At 69.0% G+C, this 18,006-nt stretch carries 16 protein-coding genes; 11 read left to right on the top strand and 5 right to left on the bottom strand.

Features of this window, described 5'->3' with window-relative positions; all coding sequences use genetic code 11:
* Positions 1-553 precede the first annotated feature (553 nt).
* From BTH_RS27130 to BTH_RS27110, 5 genes are all read left to right on the top strand, one after another.
* The gene (locus BTH_RS27130) at positions 554-808 is read left to right on the top strand and encodes a hypothetical protein (RefSeq protein ID WP_025369754.1); all 255 of its coding nucleotides are present in this window, start codon (positions 554-556) and stop codon (positions 806-808) included.
* Positions 809-826: 18 nt separating this feature from the next.
* Entirely contained in the window at positions 827-2,641 is a 1,815-nt protein-coding gene (locus tag BTH_RS27125; protein WP_009888675.1) for an aminopeptidase P family protein, read from the top strand.
* 98 nt (positions 2,642-2,739) lie between these two features.
* On the top strand, positions 2,740-3,291 hold the full coding sequence (locus tag BTH_RS27120; RefSeq protein ID WP_009888676.1) for a cysteine hydrolase family protein: 552 nt from the start codon (positions 2,740-2,742) through the stop codon (positions 3,289-3,291).
* Complete coding sequence (locus BTH_RS27115; RefSeq protein WP_009888677.1) at positions 3,288-3,911, top strand: HAD family hydrolase; 624 nt, start codon at positions 3,288-3,290, stop codon at positions 3,909-3,911. Before BTH_RS27120 ends, BTH_RS27115 begins: the two co-directional genes overlap by 4 nt.
* 82 nt (positions 3,912-3,993) lie before the next feature.
* Positions 3,994-4,260: a hypothetical protein gene (locus tag BTH_RS27110; protein WP_226809486.1), complete on the top strand. Its 267-nt coding sequence runs from the start codon at positions 3,994-3,996 to the stop codon at positions 4,258-4,260.
* On the opposite strand, the gene ettA is transcribed toward BTH_RS27110, so the two are convergent.
* Both ettA and BTH_RS27100 read right to left on the bottom strand, forming a co-directional pair.
* Entirely contained in the window at positions 4,239-5,906 is a 1,668-nt protein-coding gene (ettA, locus tag BTH_RS27105; RefSeq protein ID WP_009906296.1) for an energy-dependent translational throttle protein EttA, read from the bottom strand. The genes BTH_RS27110 and ettA overlap by 22 nt on opposite strands.
* 274 nt (positions 5,907-6,180) lie before the next feature.
* Positions 6,181-6,483 (bottom strand): DUF3761 domain-containing protein, encoded by a 303-nt coding sequence (locus tag BTH_RS27100; protein WP_011402539.1) that lies wholly within the window; start codon positions 6,481-6,483, stop codon positions 6,181-6,183.
* A gap of 578 nt (positions 6,484-7,061) precedes the next feature.
* Here BTH_RS27100 and BTH_RS27095 point away from each other — a divergent pair.
* Positions 7,062-7,394, top strand: a complete 333-nt coding sequence (locus tag BTH_RS27095) for an MmcQ/YjbR family DNA-binding protein (RefSeq protein ID WP_009888687.1) — start codon at positions 7,062-7,064, stop codon at positions 7,392-7,394.
* Positions 7,395-7,892: 498 nt separating this feature from the next.
* Entirely contained in the window at positions 7,893-9,284 is a 1,392-nt protein-coding gene (gene gabP / locus BTH_RS27090; protein ID WP_009888689.1) for a GABA permease, read from the top strand.
* Positions 9,285-9,522: 238 nt separating this feature from the next.
* Here the strand turns inward: gabP and ychF are convergent, their stop codons facing one another.
* On the bottom strand, positions 9,523-10,617 hold the full coding sequence (ychF, locus tag BTH_RS27085) for a redox-regulated ATPase YchF (protein WP_009888690.1): 1,095 nt from the start codon (positions 10,615-10,617) through the stop codon (positions 9,523-9,525).
* A gap of 404 nt (positions 10,618-11,021) precedes the next feature.
* Positions 11,022-11,387, bottom strand: a complete 366-nt coding sequence (locus tag BTH_RS27080) for a hypothetical protein (protein WP_009888691.1) — start codon at positions 11,385-11,387, stop codon at positions 11,022-11,024.
* 923 nt (positions 11,388-12,310) lie between these two features.
* Between BTH_RS27080 and BTH_RS27070 the strand changes: the two genes are divergently transcribed.
* The 4 genes from BTH_RS27070 (at position 12,311) to BTH_RS27055 (ending at position 16,984) form a co-directional block, all read left to right on the top strand.
* Positions 12,311-13,492, top strand: a complete 1,182-nt coding sequence (locus tag BTH_RS27070; RefSeq protein WP_038708065.1) for a UbiH/UbiF family hydroxylase — start codon at positions 12,311-12,313, stop codon at positions 13,490-13,492.
* Positions 13,493-13,593: 101 nt separating this feature from the next.
* A complete protein-coding gene (locus BTH_RS27065; protein ID WP_009888698.1) occupies positions 13,594-14,322 on the top strand; it encodes a DsbC family protein in 729 nt (242 codons plus the stop codon).
* A gap of 97 nt (positions 14,323-14,419) precedes the next feature.
* Positions 14,420-16,249 (top strand): M61 family metallopeptidase, encoded by a 1,830-nt coding sequence (locus BTH_RS27060; protein WP_009888700.1) that lies wholly within the window; start codon positions 14,420-14,422, stop codon positions 16,247-16,249.
* Between the two features lie 138 nt (positions 16,250-16,387).
* Positions 16,388-16,984 (top strand): FMN-dependent NADH-azoreductase, encoded by a 597-nt coding sequence (locus BTH_RS27055; protein ID WP_011402536.1) that lies wholly within the window; start codon positions 16,388-16,390, stop codon positions 16,982-16,984.
* A 193-nt stretch (positions 16,985-17,177) separates the two neighbouring features.
* On the opposite strand, the gene BTH_RS27050 is transcribed toward BTH_RS27055, so the two are convergent.
* Entirely contained in the window at positions 17,178-17,966 is a 789-nt protein-coding gene (locus BTH_RS27050; protein WP_009888703.1) for a uracil-DNA glycosylase, read from the bottom strand.
* Positions 17,967-18,006 lie beyond the last annotated feature (40 nt).

The following is an 18,006-nucleotide window of genomic DNA, read 5'->3' as shown; positions in this document are numbered from 1 at the left end:
CATATTATAGCGTTTCGACGACAAATCCATGGTCGGCGCGTGTCGCGGCCCGTCCACGCGGCCCGTGTGGACGATCGCCGCCTCCCCGCCCGCGCGCGGGCCCGGCGAGCCGCGTCGGACGCGCTCGGTCAAGGCGGCGGCCGCGCGCCCGCGCGCGGGCGAAACCGCCCGCTGCCGCGCCGGACCGTCTGCGGGGCGCGACGCCATGCCGCGCCTTTTTGAAAATCGACCCCCAAACGGTGCGAAAATGATGGCCTGCGCGATGGCGAGCCCGCGATTCGGGGGCGCCGGCGCGCGGCGCGGCATCGAACGAGGGGCCCGGCGCATCGGCGCGGGCGCAACGGGCGGTGTCGCGGTCGAGCCGGATCGCATCGGACGTTGCGCCGCCGGCGCGCCGTGCGTCGTGCGTCGTGTATCGGTCGGCGGTTTGCGCGGCGGCGAGCCGTCATGCGAGCCGCCGCTCCCGCGCGGCGTCGCCGATACGGAAGAGGGTGCTCGCCGCACGCCGTTCGCGCCGACGGCGCGAGACCGACAGCAGAAGAGGCGTGGAATGATGAACTGGTTTGGAATCGTCGTGCTGGGCTTTGCCGTCGGCCTGCTCGGCTGGGCGCTCAACCCGCTGCGCCGGCTGAGCCGCGCGTCGCTGTGGCTCGCGGTCGCGGCGGGCGTGTTCGGCGCCGCGGCCGCGAAGATGGCGGGCAATGTCGCAGGACTCTTTTACGATGGCGAGACGCTCGAATGGCCGGTCTGCACCGCCGCCGCGCTTCTCGCCGTTGCCGTGACGGTGGGCCTGTTGGCCCGCCGCTGAACGTTTGCAGGTGAAATCATGAATGCCCGACTTCCCGATCCGTCGCCCGTGCCGGCGCGTCTTGCCCTGTTGCGCGGCGCGATGACGCGCGAGGATCTGGCCGCCTACGTGGTGCCGTCCGCCGATCCCCATTTGTCCGAGTATCTGCCCGAGCGCTGGCAGGCGCGGCAATGGCTGTCGGGCTTCACCGGCTCGGTCGGCACGCTTGTCGTGACCGCCGATTTCGCGGGCCTCTGGGTCGACAGCCGCTACTGGGTGCAGGCCGAGGCGCAGCTCGCGGGCACGGGCGTCGCGCTGATGAAGATGGCGGGCGGCCAGCAGACGCAGCCGCACGTCGAATGGCTCGCCGAGCACGTGCCCGAGGGCACGACGGTCGGCGTGGACGGCGCGGTGCTCGGCGTCGCGGCGGCGCGCGCGCTCACGTCCGCGCTCACTCCGCGCGGCATCGTGCTGCGCACCGATCTCGACCTGCTCGACGCGATCTGGCCGCAGCGCCCGTCGCTGCCCGGCGACGCGGTGTTCGAGCACGCGGCGCCGCAGGCAGACACGGCCCGCGCGGGCAAGCTCGCGCAGGTGCGTCGCGCGATGCACGAGCAGGGCGCGCAGTGGCATTTCGTGTCGACGCTCGACGATCTCGCCTGGCTCTTCAACCTGCGCGGCGCCGACGTCAACTACAACCCGGTGTTCGTCGCGCACGCGCTCGTCGGCCTCGAGCGCGCGACGCTGTTCGTCGCCGACGGCAAGGTGTCGCCCGAGCTCGCGACGTCGCTCGCGCAGGACGGCGTCGACGTGAAGCCGTACGACGCCGCGGCCGCGGCGCTCGCCGCGCTGCCCGAGGGCGCGGGGCTGCTGATCGATCCGCGCCGCGTCACGTACGGGCTGCTGCAGGCGGTGCCGCAGCAGGTGCGCGTGATCGAGGCGGTGAATCCGTCGACGTTCGCGAAATCGCGCAAGACGCCCGCCGAGATCGAGCATGTGCGCGCGACGATGGAGCTCGACGGCGCGGCGCTCGCCGAATTCTTCGCGTGGTTCGAGGGCGCGCTCGGCCGCGAGACGATCACCGAGCTGACGATCGACGAGCAGCTCACCGCCGCGCGCGCGCGCCGGCCGGGCTACGTGTCGCCGAGCTTCGCGACGATCGCGGGCTTCAACGCGAACGGCGCGATGCCGCACTATCGCGCGACGTCCGCCGCGCACGCGACGATCGAAGGCGACGGCTTGCTGCTCGTCGATTCGGGCGGCCAGTATCTGAGCGGGACGACCGACATCACGCGCGTCGTGCCGGTCGGCGCGATCGGCGACGCGCACCGGCGCGACTTCACGATCGTGCTGAAGGCGATGATGGCGCTGTCGCGCGCGCGCTTCCCGCGCGGCATCCGCTCGCCGATGCTCGACGCGATCGCGCGCGCGCCGATGTGGGCGGCCGGGCTCGACTACGGGCACGGCACGGGGCACGGCGTCGGCTATTTCCTGAACGTCCACGAAGGGCCGCAGGTGATCTCGCACCATGCGCCCGCCGAGCCTTACACGGCGATGGAAGAGGGGATGATCACGTCGATCGAGCCCGGCGTGTACCGGCCGGGCAAGTGGGGCGTGCGCATCGAGAATCTCGTCGTGAACCGCGCGGCGGGCCAGACCGAGTTCGGCGATTTCCTCGAATTCGAGACGCTGACGCTCTGCCCGATCGACACGCGCTGCGTGTTGCCCGCGCTTCTCGACGGCGACGAGCGCGCATGGCTGAACGCGTATCACGCGACGGTGCGCGAGCGGGTCGGCAAGCACGTGTCGGGCGACGCGAAGGCGTGGCTCGACGCGCGCACGCAGCCGATCTGACGGACGCGCGGCCGCCGGCGTCGCCCGTCGCCGGATCGCCGGCCGCGGGTGCCGGCGGGCGGGGCGAACGATCGAACGATAACAACGGAGGGCGGCATATGGCGAAGGTGGCGGTGATCGTGGTGGACATGCAGCGCGGGCTGCTGCAGAGGGCAAAGCCCGCGCACCGGCTGGACGAGGTCGTCGCGGGCATCAACCGGCTGACGGCGGCGGCGCGCGCGGCGGGCGCGCCCGTGTGCTTCGTGCAGCACGACGGCGACGCGGGCGACGACATCGTGCCCGGCGCGCCCGGCTGGCAACTGCATGCGGATCTCGCGTGCGCGGATGCCGACTGGCGCATCCGCAAGCGCGCAAGCGACGCGTTCCACGGCACGCCGCTTGCCGCGCAACTTTCCGCGCACGGCGTCGACGCGGTCGTGATCTGCGGCTACGCGTCGGAATTCTGCGTCGATTCGGCGGCGCGCCGCGCGGCGCTCCTCGGCTACCGGACGACGGTCGTCTCCGATCTGCACACGACGAACGATCGCGCTCACCTGAGCGCGGCGCAAATCGTCGCGCATCACAATTTCATCTGGAGCAACTGTTCGTTTTCGGGCAACGGCGTCGCGCCGCGGCTGCTCGACGACGTGCTCGCCGCGGAGTTCGCATGACCATCAAGGCTGTGGTGTTCGATTTCGGCGGCGTGCTGATCGACTGGAGCCCCGAGTATCTGTACAAGCAACTGATTCCCGATGAAGCCGAGCGGCGCTGGTTCCTCATGCACGTGTGCGGAATGGACTGGGTGGTCAGGCAGGACGGCGGCCAGACCATCGACGAGGGAACCGACGAGCGCATCGCGCAGTTTCCCGAGCACGAGGCGCTGATCCGCGCGTTCTACGCGCGCTGGCGGGAGATGATCGGCGGCGAGCTCGCGGGCGGCGTCGCGCTCGTCGACGAGCTCGACGCGCGCGGCGTGCCGCTCTTCGGGCTTACGAACTGGTCCGCGCAGACGTTTCCGTATGCGTGGGAGACCTTTCCGGTGCTGCGGCGCTTCAAGGACATCGTCGTGTCCGGCCGCGTGAAGCTCGTGAAGCCCGATCCAGCGATCTACCGCGAGATGCACGCGCGGATCGAGCCGCACCTGCCGGGCGTCGCGCCGCACGAGCTCGCCTTCATCGACGACAACGCGAAGAACGCCGCAGCCGCGACCGCGCTCGGCTGGCACGGGATTCACCACACGAGCGCCGAGGCGACGCAGGCGCGGCTGCGCGAGCTGGGCGTGCTCGGCTGACGCTACGGGCGAAGCGGCGGCGCGGGGCGTCGCGGCTGAGGATTGGCCGCGCGCGCGCATCGGCGATGGATCGGCGATGCGCATGAAAAAAGCGGGCGACGTGAATGGCAAACCGAAGGTCGAATCGACGATGACCTTTTCGAGTTGTCACTCACGTCGCCCGCTTTTCGTTCGGCGATGTCTCGCGCCGCGCGCGACGCGGATCGTGCGCGGCGCACGGCATGCCGATCGCCGTCGCAAGACGCGCGGCGCGCCGGTCGCGGCGAGCCTTCGCCGCCTGCGCGACGCCTGTCCCCGCGAACGACGAACGCTTGCGCGCGCCGGCCGTTACCGGCTGATCGGCTTGTAGCGCAGACGCTTCGGCTTGGCCGCTTCCTCGCCGAGGCGCGCGCGCTTGTCGGCTTCGTACTCCTGGTAGTTGCCGTCGAAGAACACCACCTGCGAATCGCCTTCGAACGCGAGGATGTGCGTCGCGATCCGGTCGAGGAACCAGCGATCGTGCGAGATCACCATCACCGAGCCCGCGAATTCGAGCAGCGCATCCTCGAGCGCGCGCAGCGTTTCGACGTCGAGATCGTTCGACGGCTCGTCGAGCAGCAGCATGTTGCCGCCCGCGATCAGCGTCTTCGCGAGATGCAGCCGGCCGCGCTCGCCGCCCGACAGGTTGCCGACGTTCTTCTGCTGATCGCCGCCCTTGAAGTTGAAGCGGCCGATGTACGCGCGCGACGGCGTTTCGTACTTGCCGACCGTCAGCACGTCCGCGCCGCCGGAGATTTCCTCGAACACGGTCTTGCTGCCGTCGAGCGCATCGCGGCTCTGGTCGACGTACGCGAGCTTCACCGTCGGGCCCTTCACGATCTCGCCCGAATCCGGCTGCTCCTTGCCCGTGAGCATCCGGAACAGCGTCGACTTGCCCGCGCCGTTCGGCCCGATGATGCCGACGATCGCGCCCGCCGGAATCTTGAAGCTCAGGTTGTCGATCAAGAGACGGTCGCCGTACGCCTTGCTGACGTTCTTGAACTCGATCACTTCGTTGCCGAGACGATCGCCGACCGGGATGAAGATTTCCTGCGTCTCGTTGCGCTTCTGGTATTCCTGGCTGCTCAGTTCCTCGAAGCGCGCGATACGCGCCTTCGATTTCGCCTGGCGGCCCTTCGGGTTCTGGCGCACCCACTCCAGTTCCTTCTTGATCGCCTTCTGGCGCGCCGATTCCGCCGCTTCTTCCTGCTTCAGGCGGTCTTCCTTCTGGTCGAGCCAGCTGCTGTAGTTGCCCTTCCACGGAATGCCGTGGCCGCGGTCGAGCTCGAGAATCCATTCGGCCGCGTTGTCGAGGAAGTAGCGATCGTGCGTGACCGCGACGACGGTGCCCGGGAAGCGCGTCAGGAACTGCTCGAGCCATTCGACCGATTCGGCGTCGAGGTGGTTGGTCGGCTCGTCGAGCAGCAGCATGTCGGGCTTTTCGAGCAGCAGCTTGCATAGCGCGACGCGGCGCTTCTCGCCGCCCGACAGGTGCTCGATCTTCGCGTCCCACGGCGGCAGGCGCAGCGCGTCGGCGGCGACTTCGAGCTGCTGCTCGGGGCTGCCGCCGTCGCTCGTCGCGAGGATCGCCTCGTATTTCGCCTGCTCGGCGGCGAGCGCGTCGAAATCGGCGTCCGGCTCCGCGTACGCCGCGTAGATCTCGTCTAGCTTCTTCTGCGCCTGAAAGATGTCGCCGAGCCCTTCCTCGACGGCTTCGCGCACCGTCTTGCTCGGATCGAGCTGGGGCTCCTGCGGCAGGTAGCCGATGTTCAGGTTCGGCATCGGCGTGGCTTCGCCCTCGATGTCCTTGTCGACGCCCGCCATGATCTTGATCAGCGTCGACTTGCCCGAGCCGTTCAGACCGAGCACGCCGATCTTCGCACCGGGGAAGAACGACAGCGAGATGTCCTTCAGGATCTGGCGCTTGGGCGGCACGATCTTGCCGACCCGGTTCATCGTGAAAACGTATTGGGCCATCTGCGTGATTGAAAGAGTGGAAATTCACGCGGCCGCGCGCCGGCTGGGCCGGCGGCGGCGACGTGCGGATTCGGTTCGTGGAAGCGGCCGCGGCGCGTGCCGGCGGCGGTGCCGCGGCTGCGCGGCGCGAACCGCCATTGTACTCGGCGCGGTACGGGTGCGCGCCCGGCGCGCGTCGGATTCGCATCGATCCTGCGGGAGGGGGCCGCAGCCGAGCGCTCGCGCGATGCCGGGCCGATTGCGCCCCGGCGGTGCGTTCCGTGTCGCGGCCGCCCTAGCGCCACGCGGCGACGCCGCCGTGCCCGGAGCACGTACCGCGCCGGTGCCGGCTGAAGCTGTATGCGCCGTCGCGGCAGCGCGCCGTCGCCCCTTCGGGGACGCGGCCCGATTTCGAATGCGCGGGCGCGTGCACGGTCTCGCCGTCGCGGTTGCGGTACGTATCGTGGCGGTCGAGGTCGGCCTCGCCGCCGGCGGCGGGCGCGTTCGGCAAATAGGCGAATGCGGGGGCGGGCGGCAGCGCCGCGATCGCGAGCGCGACGGCGATGCGCCGCGCCACTCGAGGCAGGGAAATGGACATGGTCTCTCTCGTTTGTCGTTGTCGATGGGGCAAGCGGCCTGACGGCATCTTAAGCGCGGCGAAGCGCTGAAGAAAATCCGCCGCGCATCGTCACATCAGGAAGATGGAACGGATTTCGGCGGGGGAACGAAGCCGACGACGCGGCCGGCCGACGGGACCGGACGGCGGGCGGCGTTCGCGGCCGCCGTGGTGCGAGGCCGCGGCTACGGCGCGTCGCCGGACATCGACGCCGCGCCGTCCGAGCGCGCGTCGTCAATGTCGGGCGGCCGAACGCGGCTACTTTCGCGCGCTCCGCGTGATGCGGCGGATAGACGAGGCGGGACGAGAAGTCGTCGAGCCGCCGCGGATTTCGTCTGCGACGCGGGCCGCGCCTACCGGGCGCCGATTTTCGCGAGCGCGCGGCGAAGGCGATTGCGTTCGCGTTCGCGATCGTCGCGGTCCAGGGGCACGCGCCGGCGCTCGCGCGCGCCGAGCGAACGAGCGAACGAGCGAACGAGCGAACGAGCGAACGAGCGAACGGCGCGATTTTCAGGTACGGTGGCCGGGCGTGATTCCGGCGGGAACGTCCAGGAGAAACCATGACATTCGATGAAGTCAGGCGGATCGCGCTCGCGTGGCGTGGCGTCGAGGATGGCATGTCGTACGGCACGCCGGCGCTCAAGGTGCGCGGCAAGCTGCTTGCGCGGTTGCGCGAAGACGGCGACACGCTGGTCGTCAAGGGCGTGGGCCCCGACGAGCGCGCGTGGCTGGTCGAATCGGCCCCCGACGTGTTCTACGTGACCGATCACTATCTCGGCTGGCCGATCGTGCTCGTGCGCCTGTCGGCCGCGCAGCCCGACACCGTGAAGGCGTTGCTGCTGCGCGAGTGGCGGGCGACGGTGCCGGCGAAATGGCGTGACGACGTGGCATGACGACGTGACGCGCCGGGCCGGCGGGCGGCGCCACGCGATCCGGATGACGACGTTGCATGTTTTCCGCTGCCATCGCGCGTGTTTCGTCAAGCATCGGGAATCGGCATCCGACCGTTTTTTCGCGCGGCTTTTCGGGCCGCGCGAGCGCGTCGGACAGGCCGTGCGACGGTCGCACGTTCGTCGATCCGGCAAGTGGTTCCATCGAAATTCGCGAATTGGTTCTTAGTCGCGAACCGTTTGGTGCTTACACTGCTTCGCTTCGAAGGCGGCCGATCACGATGCCGACGACGGGCACGCCGCCATGCGTTGCCGCATGCGCGGCGCATGCCGAACGCAGCCTCGCAGATCTGCGCGGCGCGCCCGTTCGCATGGCCGCAGGCATGACGTCCGATCGACGCGCGACGCCCGTCGCGCCTGAACGGTTCGATAACAACAAAGCCCCCGCGCCGCCTTCACGCGATGCCCGGTCACACCGGAACCGTTTTTTTGGAGGGAGACATGAAAGGAAGTCAGACAGGCCTCGGAACCGGCCTGAAGCAGCGCCACGTCACGATGCTGTCGATCGCGGGCGTGATCGGCGCCGGGTTGTTCGTCGGTTCGGGGCATGCGATCGCGGAGGCCGGTCCGGCCGCGCTGATCGCTTACGCAATCGCGGGGCTGCTCGTCGTGCTCGTGATGCGGATGCTCGGCGAGATGGCGGTTGCGCAGCCGGACAGCGGCTCGTTCTCGACCTATGCCGATCGCGCGATCGGCCATTGGGCGGGCTTCACGATCGGCTGGCTCTACTGGTGGTTCTGGGTGCTCGTGATTCCGATCGAGGCCACGGCCGCCGCGACGATTCTCAATGCGTGGTTCCCCGGCGTCGCGACGTGGATCTTCGCACTCGGCATCACGTCGGTGCTCACCGTCACGAATCTTTTCTCGGTCAAGAACTACGGCGAATTCGAATTCTGGTTCGCGCTCATCAAGGTGGTCGCGATCGTCGTATTCCTCGCGATCGGCGGCGCGGCGATCGTCGGCCTGCTGCCGGGCTCGAACGTATCGGGCGCGGCGCGCCTCGTGAACGCGGGCGGCTTCATGCCGAACGGCATCGGCGCGGTGCTCGCCGCGATGCTGACGACGATGTTCTCGTTCCTCGGCACCGAGATCGTCACGATCGCCGCGGCCGAATCCGAGCACCCGGAGCGCCAGATCGTCCGCGCGACGAATTCGGTGATCTGGCGGATCTCGCTGTTCTATCTCGGCTCGATCTTCGTCGTCGCGGCGCTCGTGCCTTGGAACGACGCGCTGCTGCCCGCGCACGGCTCGTATCAGCGCGCGATGGAGCTGATCGGCGTGCCGCACGCGAAGGCGATCATCGACGTGATCGTGCTGGTGTCGGTCGCGAGCTGCCTGAATTCGGCGCTCTACACGGCGTCGCGGATGATCTTCTCGCTGTCGAGGCGCGGCGACGCGCCCGCGCTCTTGCGCCGTACCGATGCAAGCGGCACGCCGCGCGCGGCGGTGCTCGCGTCGACCGCGTTCGGCTTCATCACGGTGATCGCGAACTACGTGATGCCCGAGCAGGTGTTCGGTTTCCTGCTTGCGACGTCGGGCGCGATCGCGTTGCTCGTGTATCTCGTGATCGCGATCTCGCAGTTGCGGATGCGCAAGATGCTCGACGCGACGGGCGAGCGTTTGCAACTGCGGATGTGGTGTTTCCCGTGGATCACGTGGGCGGTGATCCTGTTCATTTGCGGCGTGCTGACGGTGATGCTGGTGAGCGAGGCGCACCGGATGGAAGTGGGCGCGACGGCGGTGCTTGCGCTGATCGTGCTGGCGGCGTCGTGGCTGAACAAGCGCGGCCGCGATGCGCAGGCGAGCGTGGGGCGGCGGGTGTCGGCGACGTAACGAACGCGAGCGGCCCGAGGGCGCGGCTGCGCCCGATCTTCGCTGCCCGGGGCAAGCCCGGAACAATCTTGGCCCGACCGGCATGTGCCGGCCGGGCCATTTTCTATTCACGAATCGGGCGTGAGGGCGGCGGGCCGGCGGCGACGGTTGCGCGCCGGCGATGATCCAAAACAAAGGTCCGCATTGCGCGGGCCTTGCAAGCATGCTGCGGCGCGCGGCGAGCGCCGTCGCGAAACGCTCAGACGTTGAACAGGAAGTTCATCACGTCGCCGTCGTGCACGACATATTCCTTGCCTTCCGCACGCATCTTGCCCGCCTCCTTCGCGCCTTGCTCACCCTTGTACGCGATGAAATCCTCGTAGGCGATCGTCTGCGCGCGAATGAAGCCGCGCTCGAAATCCGTGTGAATCACGCCCGCCGCTTGCGGCGCGGTGTCGCCGATGTGAATCGTCCACGCGCGCACTTCCTTCACGCCTGCGGTGAAGTACGTCTGCAGTCCGAGCAGCTTGAAGCCCGCGCGGATCACGCGGTCGAGGCCCGGCTCGTCCATGCCCATGTCGGCGAGGAACGCTTCTTTGTCTGCGTCGTCGAGGTCGGCGATCTCCGCCTCGATTGCCGCGCACACCGCGACGACCGGCGATTTCTCGCTTTCCGCGTACTTGCGCACCGCGTCGAGGTGCGGATTGTTCTCGAAGCCGTCTTCCTTCACGTTCGCGACGTACATCGCGGGCTTCGCGGTGATCAGGCAGAACGGCTTGAGGAGCGCCTTTTCGTCGTCGGACAGGTCGAGGCCGCGCACGGCCTTGCCCTGATCGAGGTGCGCGCGCGTCTTTTCGAGCACCGCGACGAGCTTCGCCGCTTCCTTGTCGTTGCCCGACTTCGCCGCCTTCGAATAGCGGGCGAGCGCTTTCTCGACGGTGCCGAGGTCGGCGAGCGCGAGTTCGGTGTTGATGACTTCGATGTCGTCGAGCGGGCTCACCTTGCCGGCGACGTGGATGACGTTCTCGTCCTCGAAGCAGCGCACGACGTGCGTGATCGCGTCGGTTTCGCGGATGTTCGCGAGGAACTGGTTGCCGAGGCCCTCGCCCTTGCTCGCGCCGGCGACGAGGCCCGCGATGTCGACGAACTCGACGACGGCCGGCACGACGCGCTCGGGTTTGATGATGTCGGCGAGCGCCTTCAGGCGCGCGTCAGGCACCTCGACAACGCCGACGTTCGGCTCGATCGTGCAAAACGGATAGTTCTCGGCGGCGATGCCGGCCTTCGTCAGCGCGTTGAACAGGGTGGACTTGCCGACGTTGGGCAAGCCGACGATGCCGCATTTGAGGCTCATGGGTTCCTTCGGGATTCAATGGGTTGTGCGTGATGTGGGGCGCTTCGGGCCCGGCGCGCTCGTCCGCGCGCTATCGCGAACCGCACCGGGCCGGGCAGGAGCATCCGGCCGGGCGCCGGCGGGATGTGCGTTGCCACCAAAAGAGGCAATTGTAACTCGTTCGACGGCGGGGCAAGGCAACCGGCGGCTCGGGCGGCGGCACGCCGCGGCGCTGCCGCACGCGGGGGCCGGCGCGGTGCGAACGGCGCGGCGGAGGTCGCGAAGACGCGTTGCGACGGAGCGCGGCCGACGCCTGCCGCGCACGAAGCGTCATGCGCGAACATCGGCGCACGGCCGACGCGCGCGCCGCGAGTGAGCCTTTCGCGGCGCCCGGCGGCGCGGGGCCGGCGAGGCCCGAAGCCGAATCAGTCGGCGATCCGCCGGTCGGCGAGCGCCGCGCGGCAGTCGTCGAGCACGAGCTGCGCGAGGCGCGCGTCGTAGTTCAGGTCGTCGGTATCGATGATTTCTTCCACGGCGTCGCGCGCCCACGGCGCGTTGACGAATTCCGCGTGCTTCTTCGCGATGTCGAGTGCGATGAGCGACAGCTTCGCGAGTGTGAGCCAATCGGCTTCGCGTGCGTGCCGGTCGAGCCATTTGTGCGCGGACTGGACCTGAAAGGCTGCACCGGGCCAGCTCTCGTTCAGGTAATAGGCGCCGAGATTTCCGACGACGAGCCAGCAGAGCAGCTCCACTCGGTCCTGTTGATTGAGATGGTGGCGCAGGTCGCTCATGGCCGTGCTCACGAAGGTGGTTGAGACCTGTTTTTACGGCGCGCTCGATATGATCGCGTCGTGATTGAAACGATAGCACGCGACGAGCGGAATCAGACAGGCGTTCGGTGGGATGGACCGCACTTGGCGCTCGGGCGCCGCGGCTCGCGCGGGGCGGGGGCTGCGGTGCGCGACGCGTTGCCCGCGGGAACGGCGCGACGGCGGCGCGGGGCTGCGATGGGGTGCGGGAAGGCGCTCGTCCGAGCCGCGATTTTCATCGGCAGGCGCAGCGCGTATCGGCGCATCGGCGCATTGGCGGGCTCACGCTCGGGCGTCGGCCCCACGCGGCTTGCAGGAACTCGGCTGGGACGGCTGCGCTTGGCGGTGCGCCCGTTCGTGGCCGCTTGCCGAAAAGGCCGGCAAGCGTCGGCTTCGCGCCGCCGATCGCACGTGACGAGACCGGCGACGCGAGCCGCGGGCGACGGGCCGCCGATTCGCGGCCGACGCCGCCGGGCGCGTCAATACCGGTAGTAGTAGCCGCGATGATGATGGTAGCCGCCGTCCGGTACCACGATGCATCCTGCGAGCACGCTGCCCAGCACGACCGCGAGGGCGGCGAGAGCCGCGATCCGTTTCATCGATATCTCCTGTGGTTGCTTGCGTCGGCACACTGTAGTGGCCGGCGGGATGACAAGCGGTGTGCGTTTGTAAGGAAACGTGTGGCGCGTAATGCGCGGCCGCGCCGGCGCGCGGCCGCGGGCGAGCGCCCGTTACATCGCCGCGCAAAGGCGGGGGCGATCGGAGCGGCGCGGGCCCGCCGCCCACGCGTGAAAACCCGCATCGGACGGCCGCCGCGAAACCGGTCCGGCGCGTGCGTCGCCGTGTCGCGCGCCCTGATTTACCGCAAATTCCCCGAGGGAAACGGCGTGGCCCTCCCGGCTATAATGCCCGCCATGACTGCCTATCATCAGACCTTCGACGTCGCCGTCGTCGGCGGCGGCCTCGTCGGCAAGACGGCCGCGCTCGCGCTGACGCAGGCGGGCCACAAGACCGCGCTGCTCGCGCAGCCGGCTGTCCCGCGTCCCGCCGATCTCGCGTTCGACTCGCGCATCTACGCGCTTTCCGCGAGCTCGCAGGCGCTGCTCGAGCGGCTGCGCGTGTGGCAGGCGCTCGATCATGCCCGGCTCGCGCCCGTCTACGACATGCGCGTCTATGGCGACGCGCATGCCGAACTGCACTTCTCCGCGTTCCAGGCGGCGGTGTCGCAGCTCGCGTGGATCGGCGAATCGTCGCTGATCGAATGCGCGCTCGACGCCGCGCTGCGCTTTCAGCCGAACCTCACGTGGTTCGACGCGCGCGCTCAGGGCCTCGACGTGAAGCCGGACGCCGCGACGCTCTCGCTCGCGAACGGCGACGTGATCGAATGCGATCTCGTCGTTGGCGCGGACGGCGCGCATTCGTGGGTGCGCTCGCAGATCGGCTCGAAGGTCGAGCGGCGCGATTACCGGCAGACGGGCGTCGTCGCGAACTTCAAGGCGGCGCAGCCGCATCGCGAGACCGCGTATCAGTGGTTCCGCGACGGCGAGATCGTCGCGCTGCTGCCGCTGCCGGACGGCCACGTGTCGCTCGTCTGGTCCGCGCACACCGCGCACGCCGACGAACTGCTCGCGCTCGATCCCGCGCGGCTCGCGGCCGAGGTCGAGCGCGTGACGATGAACCGCCTCGGCGCGCTCGAGTGCGTGACGCCCGCTCAGGGTTTCCCGCTCGCGCTGCAGACGGTCGACCGGCTGATCGCGCCGCGCGTCGCGCTCGTCGGCGACGCCGCGCATTTGATTCACCCGCTCGCGGGCCAGGGGATGAACCTCGGCTTGCGCGACGTCGCCGCGCTCGCCGACACCCTCGCGAACCGCGAGGCGTTCCGCGATCTCGGCGACACCGTGCTGCTGCGCCGCTACGAGCGCGCGCGGCGCGAGGACATCCGCGCGCTGATGATCGCGACGGACGGCCTGCAGCGGCTCTTCTCGCTGCCGGGCGCGCTCGCGCGCATCGTGCGCAACACGGGGATGGCGCTCGTCGGCGCGCAGCCGCTCGTCAAGCGCTGGCTGGTCGCGTCGGCGCTTGGCTGACGCGTGGCGCGAACCTTCGCGCGGCGCGGCGGTCGGACACTGCTCGGCCACAGTCAGTCGTACACTGTGACGATGCACGCACGCTTTGAAGGATGATTTGCATGAAAAAAACGATTCGTATCGCCGCGCTCGCACTCGCTGCCGCGACGGCGACGCTCGGCTGCACCGCGCAGGCCGACCAGTCCACCGACAAGCTGAAGGCCGCGCTGCAGTCGCGCCTTGGCGCCGACGCCCCGATCAAGAGCGTGACGAAATCGCCGATCGCGGGTTTGTACGAGGTCAATCTCGGCTCGCAGATCGTCTACAGCGACGCGTCGGGCGACTACGTGCTGCTCGGCGAGCTCGTCAACACGAAGACGCACAAGAACCTGACGGCCGAGCGTCTAGCCGAGATCAACAAGATCGATTTCGCGAGCCTGCCGCTTTCGAACGCGATCAAGGTCGTGAAGGGCAACGGCGCGCGCAAGATCGCGGTGTTTTCCGATCCGAACTGCCCGTACTGCAAGAAGCTCGAGACGACGCTGCAGTCGGTCGACAACGTGACCGTCTACACGTTCCTGTATCCGGTGCTGTCGCCCGATTCGACGGTGAAGTCGAAATCGATCTGGTGCGCGAGCGACCGCGTGAAGAGCTGGCAGGCGTGGATGCTCGAGCATCGCGCACCGACGGCCGCGGGGAACTGCGACACGACCGCGCTCGACAAGAATCTCGCGCTCGGCCGCGGGATGAACGTGACGGGTACGCCGACCGTGTTCCTCGCCGACGGCACCCGCCTGCCGGGCGCCGTGTCCGCCGACGAACTGAATCAGGCGCTCGCCAGCGTCAAGTGACGCGGCGTTTCCCGCATCGCCAAAGAGGCGCCGGCGCGTAGCCGGCGCCTCTTTTCGTATCCGTTTCCGTTCCCGCTTGCCCAGACCGATTCCGACGATGAAGCCGATTCGCTACACGATCGTTCCGAAAGACCCCGCCGCGCACCTGTTCGAAGTGACGCTCACGCTCGCCGATCCCGATCCGGCCGGTCAGCGCTTTGCGCTGCCCGCATGGATTCCGGGCAGCTACATGGTGCGCGAGTTCGCGCGCAACATCGTGACGCTGCGCGCGTTCAACGACGCGGGCCGCAGGTTGCGGATCGGCAAGCTCGACAAGCACACCTGGCAGGCCGCGCCGTCGCCCGGAGCGATCACGCTGCGCTACGACGTCTACGCATGGGATCTGTCGGTGCGCGCCGCGCATCTCGACGACACGGGCGGCTTCTTCAACGGCACGAGCGTGTTTCTCGCGCCGCTCGGCCACGAGGACGCGCCGTGCGAGGTGATGATCGAGCGCCCGGCGGGCGACGCGTACCGGCGCTGGCGCGTCGCCACCGCGCTGCCGGAGGCGCGCGGCACGAAGCGCTACGGCTTCGGCGCGTACCGCGCGCAGAACTACGACGAGCTGATCGACCATCCGGTCACGCTCGGCGAGTTCGCGCTCGCGTCGTTCGACGCGCACGGCGTGCCGCACGACATCGCGATCGCGGGCCGCGTGACCGGGCTCGATCTCGAGCGGCTGGCGGCCGACCTGAAGCGCGTGTGCGAAGCGCAGATCGCGCTGTTCGAGCCGAAGACGAAGCGCGCGCCGATGTCGCGCTACGTGTTCATGACGCAGGCCGTCAGCGACGGCTACGGCGGGCTCGAGCATCGCGCGTCGACGGCGCTCGTCTGCAATCGCACCGACCTGCCGGTGAAGGGGCGCACGGAGAAGACGGAGGGCTATCGGACCTATCTCGGCCTGTGCAGCCACGAGTATTTCCACACGTGGAACGTAAAGCGGATCAAGCCGGCCGCATTCGCGCCGTACGACCTGTCGCGGGAGAACCATACGTCGCTGCTGTGGCTCTTCGAGGGCTTCACGTCGTACTACGACGACCTGATGCTCGTGCGCAGCGGCCTGATCTCGCAAGACGACTACTTCGCGCTCGTCGGCCGCACGATCGCCGGCGTGCAGCGCGGCGCCGGCCGGCTCAAGCAGAGCGTCGCCGAAAGCTCGTTCGACGCATGGATCAAGTATTACCGGCAGGACGAGAACGCGACGAACGCGATCGTCAGCTATTACACGAAGGGCTCGCTTGTCGCGCTCGCGTTCGATCTGGCGATCCGCGCGCGGACCCGCCACCGCAAGTCGCTCGACGACGTGATGCGGTTCTTGTGGCAGCGGTTCGGGCGCGACTTCTACGACGGCAAGCCGAACGGCGTCGGCGAGGGCGACGTGAAGGCGCTGATCGCCGAGGCGACGGGCGTCGATCTCGGCCGCCTCTTCGACGATGCGGTGTCCGGCACGCGCGATCTGCCGCTGGCCGCGCTCCTCGAGCCGTTCGGCGTGACGCTCGCGCCGGACGCGGGCGCGAACGGCTCGGCCGACGCGCCCCCGAAGCCGACGCTCGGCGCGCGCACCCGGGGCGGCGCGGAATGCACGCTCGCGGCCGTCTACGAAGGCGGCGCCGCGCATCGGGCGGGGCTGTCCGCGGGCGATGCGCTCGTCGCGATCGACGGGCTGCGCGTGACGGGCTCGAACCTCGACGCGCTGCTCGCGCGCTACCGGGTCGGCGACAAGGTCGAGATCCACGCGTTCCGGCGCGACGAGCTGCGCGTCGCGCATCTCAAGCTCGACGGCCCGGACATCGCGCGCTACAAACTGACGGCGCAGCCGAAACCCGCGGCGACGCGCGCCCGCCGCGACGCGTGGCTCGGGTTGCCGGCGGCGCGCGGCCGCCGATAATCGCGTCGGGCCGGGCGCGGATTGTTTCGCTGTTGCAACAATCCGTCGTCCGGCCGCTGCTTTTTCGCGGCGGCGGCGATCCGCACAATGGCGTCACTCGCGCTGCACTCGGCGCAAACCAAACCCACGGAGCCCGACATGACGACCATTCTCCAGATCAATTCCGCCGCCCGCTCGCAAGGCGCCCAGTCGACGATGCTCGCCGACGAACTGACGGCGAAGCTGCAACAGGGCAACCCCGGCGCAACCGTCAAGGTCCGCAGCCTGCTCGCCGACGCGCTGCCGCACCTCGACGACGCGGTTCTTGGCGCGTTCTTCACGCCGGCCGAGCAGCGCAGCGCCGAGCAGAACGCGATCGTCGCGAAGAGCGACGCGCTGATCGACGAGCTGCGCTCGGCCGACGTGATCGTGATCGGCGCGCCGATGTACAACTTCGGCGTGTCGTCTCAGTTGAAGACGTATTTCGACTGGATCGCCCGCGCGGGCGTCACGTTCCGCTACACGGCGCAAGGTCCGGAAGGGTTGCTCAAGGGCAAGAAGGTGTACGTGGTGTCGGCGCGCGGCGGCAAGCACGTCGGCATGCCGACCGACAGCCAGACGCCGTTCCTGACGACGTTCCTCGGCTTCATCGGCATGACCGATGTGACGTTCGTCTACGCGGAAGGTCTCGCGCTCGGGCCGGACGCGGCGAGCGAAGCGCTCGCGAGCGCACGCGAGGCGATCGCCGCGGTTTGAGCGTCGTTGCCCGGTAGCGGGAAAAAACGGAAAAAAACGCCGCGAACCTCCCAGGCCCGCGGCGTTTTCGTTTGCGTCGGCGATGGGCTGGATGCCGCGCGATGCACTTGGGCCTGGGGCACGTCCTTTTCACGTGGCGCGAGCGGAATCGCGCGCGGCGGGCTGTTTCGCCGAAACGGTCCGGCGTCGAGCGTCAGGCGAGCGTCTCGGCTGCGTCCGGCAGCCGCCAGTCGATCGGCGCGCGCCCGTGTTTGACGAGATAGTCGTTCGCGAGCGCGAAATGACGGCAGCCGAGGAAGCCGCGGTGCGCGGACAGCGGCGACGGATGCGGCGCTTCGAGCACGCAGTGCTCGCGCGGATCGAATAGCGCGCGCTTTGCCTGCGCGTGCGCGCCCCACAGCATGAACACGAGGTGGCGGTGGCGTGTCGCGAGTTCGTGGATCAGCGTGTCGGTGCATTTTTCCCAGCCGCGCTTCGCGTGGCTCGCGGCCGACGAGCGCTCGACGGTCAGCACCGTGTTGAGCAGCAGCACGCCCTGGCTCGCCCAGGTGTCGAGACAGCCGTGGCGGGGCGCTTCATAGCCGAAGTCGGCCGAGATTTCCTTGAAGATGTTGCGCAGCGACGGCGGCGGCCGCACGCCGGGCGGCACCGAGAACGCGAGCCCGTGCGCCTGCGGGATGCCGCGGTCCTCGCCGTGATACGGGTCCTGGCCGAGAATCACGACCTTCACGTCGTCCGGATGCGTGAGCCGCAGCGCGCGGAACACGTCGGCCGGATAAATCGCCTTGCCGGCCGCACGCTCGCCGTCGACGAAGCGGCAGAGCGGCGCATAGGCGTCGCTCGCGACGAACGGCTCGAGAATCGCGCGCCAGTCGGGCGGCAACGCGTCGAATTGCGATTCGAGGGTGGGCGTGAATGCGTCGCCCTTCGGGGCCGGCGGCGCGGGCGGAGCAGGATCGTCGAACAGCGAGGGTTGTTGCATCGGGCGGGACGAAGAGGGCTTGGTCATGCGGAAAAGGGCG

Source organism: Burkholderia thailandensis E264, from assembly GCF_000012365.1.
Taxonomy (GTDB): domain Bacteria; phylum Pseudomonadota; class Gammaproteobacteria; order Burkholderiales; family Burkholderiaceae; genus Burkholderia; species Burkholderia thailandensis.
Note: the sequence above shows the minus strand (reverse complement) of the source record. Positions and strands in the feature narration are given on the sequence as shown.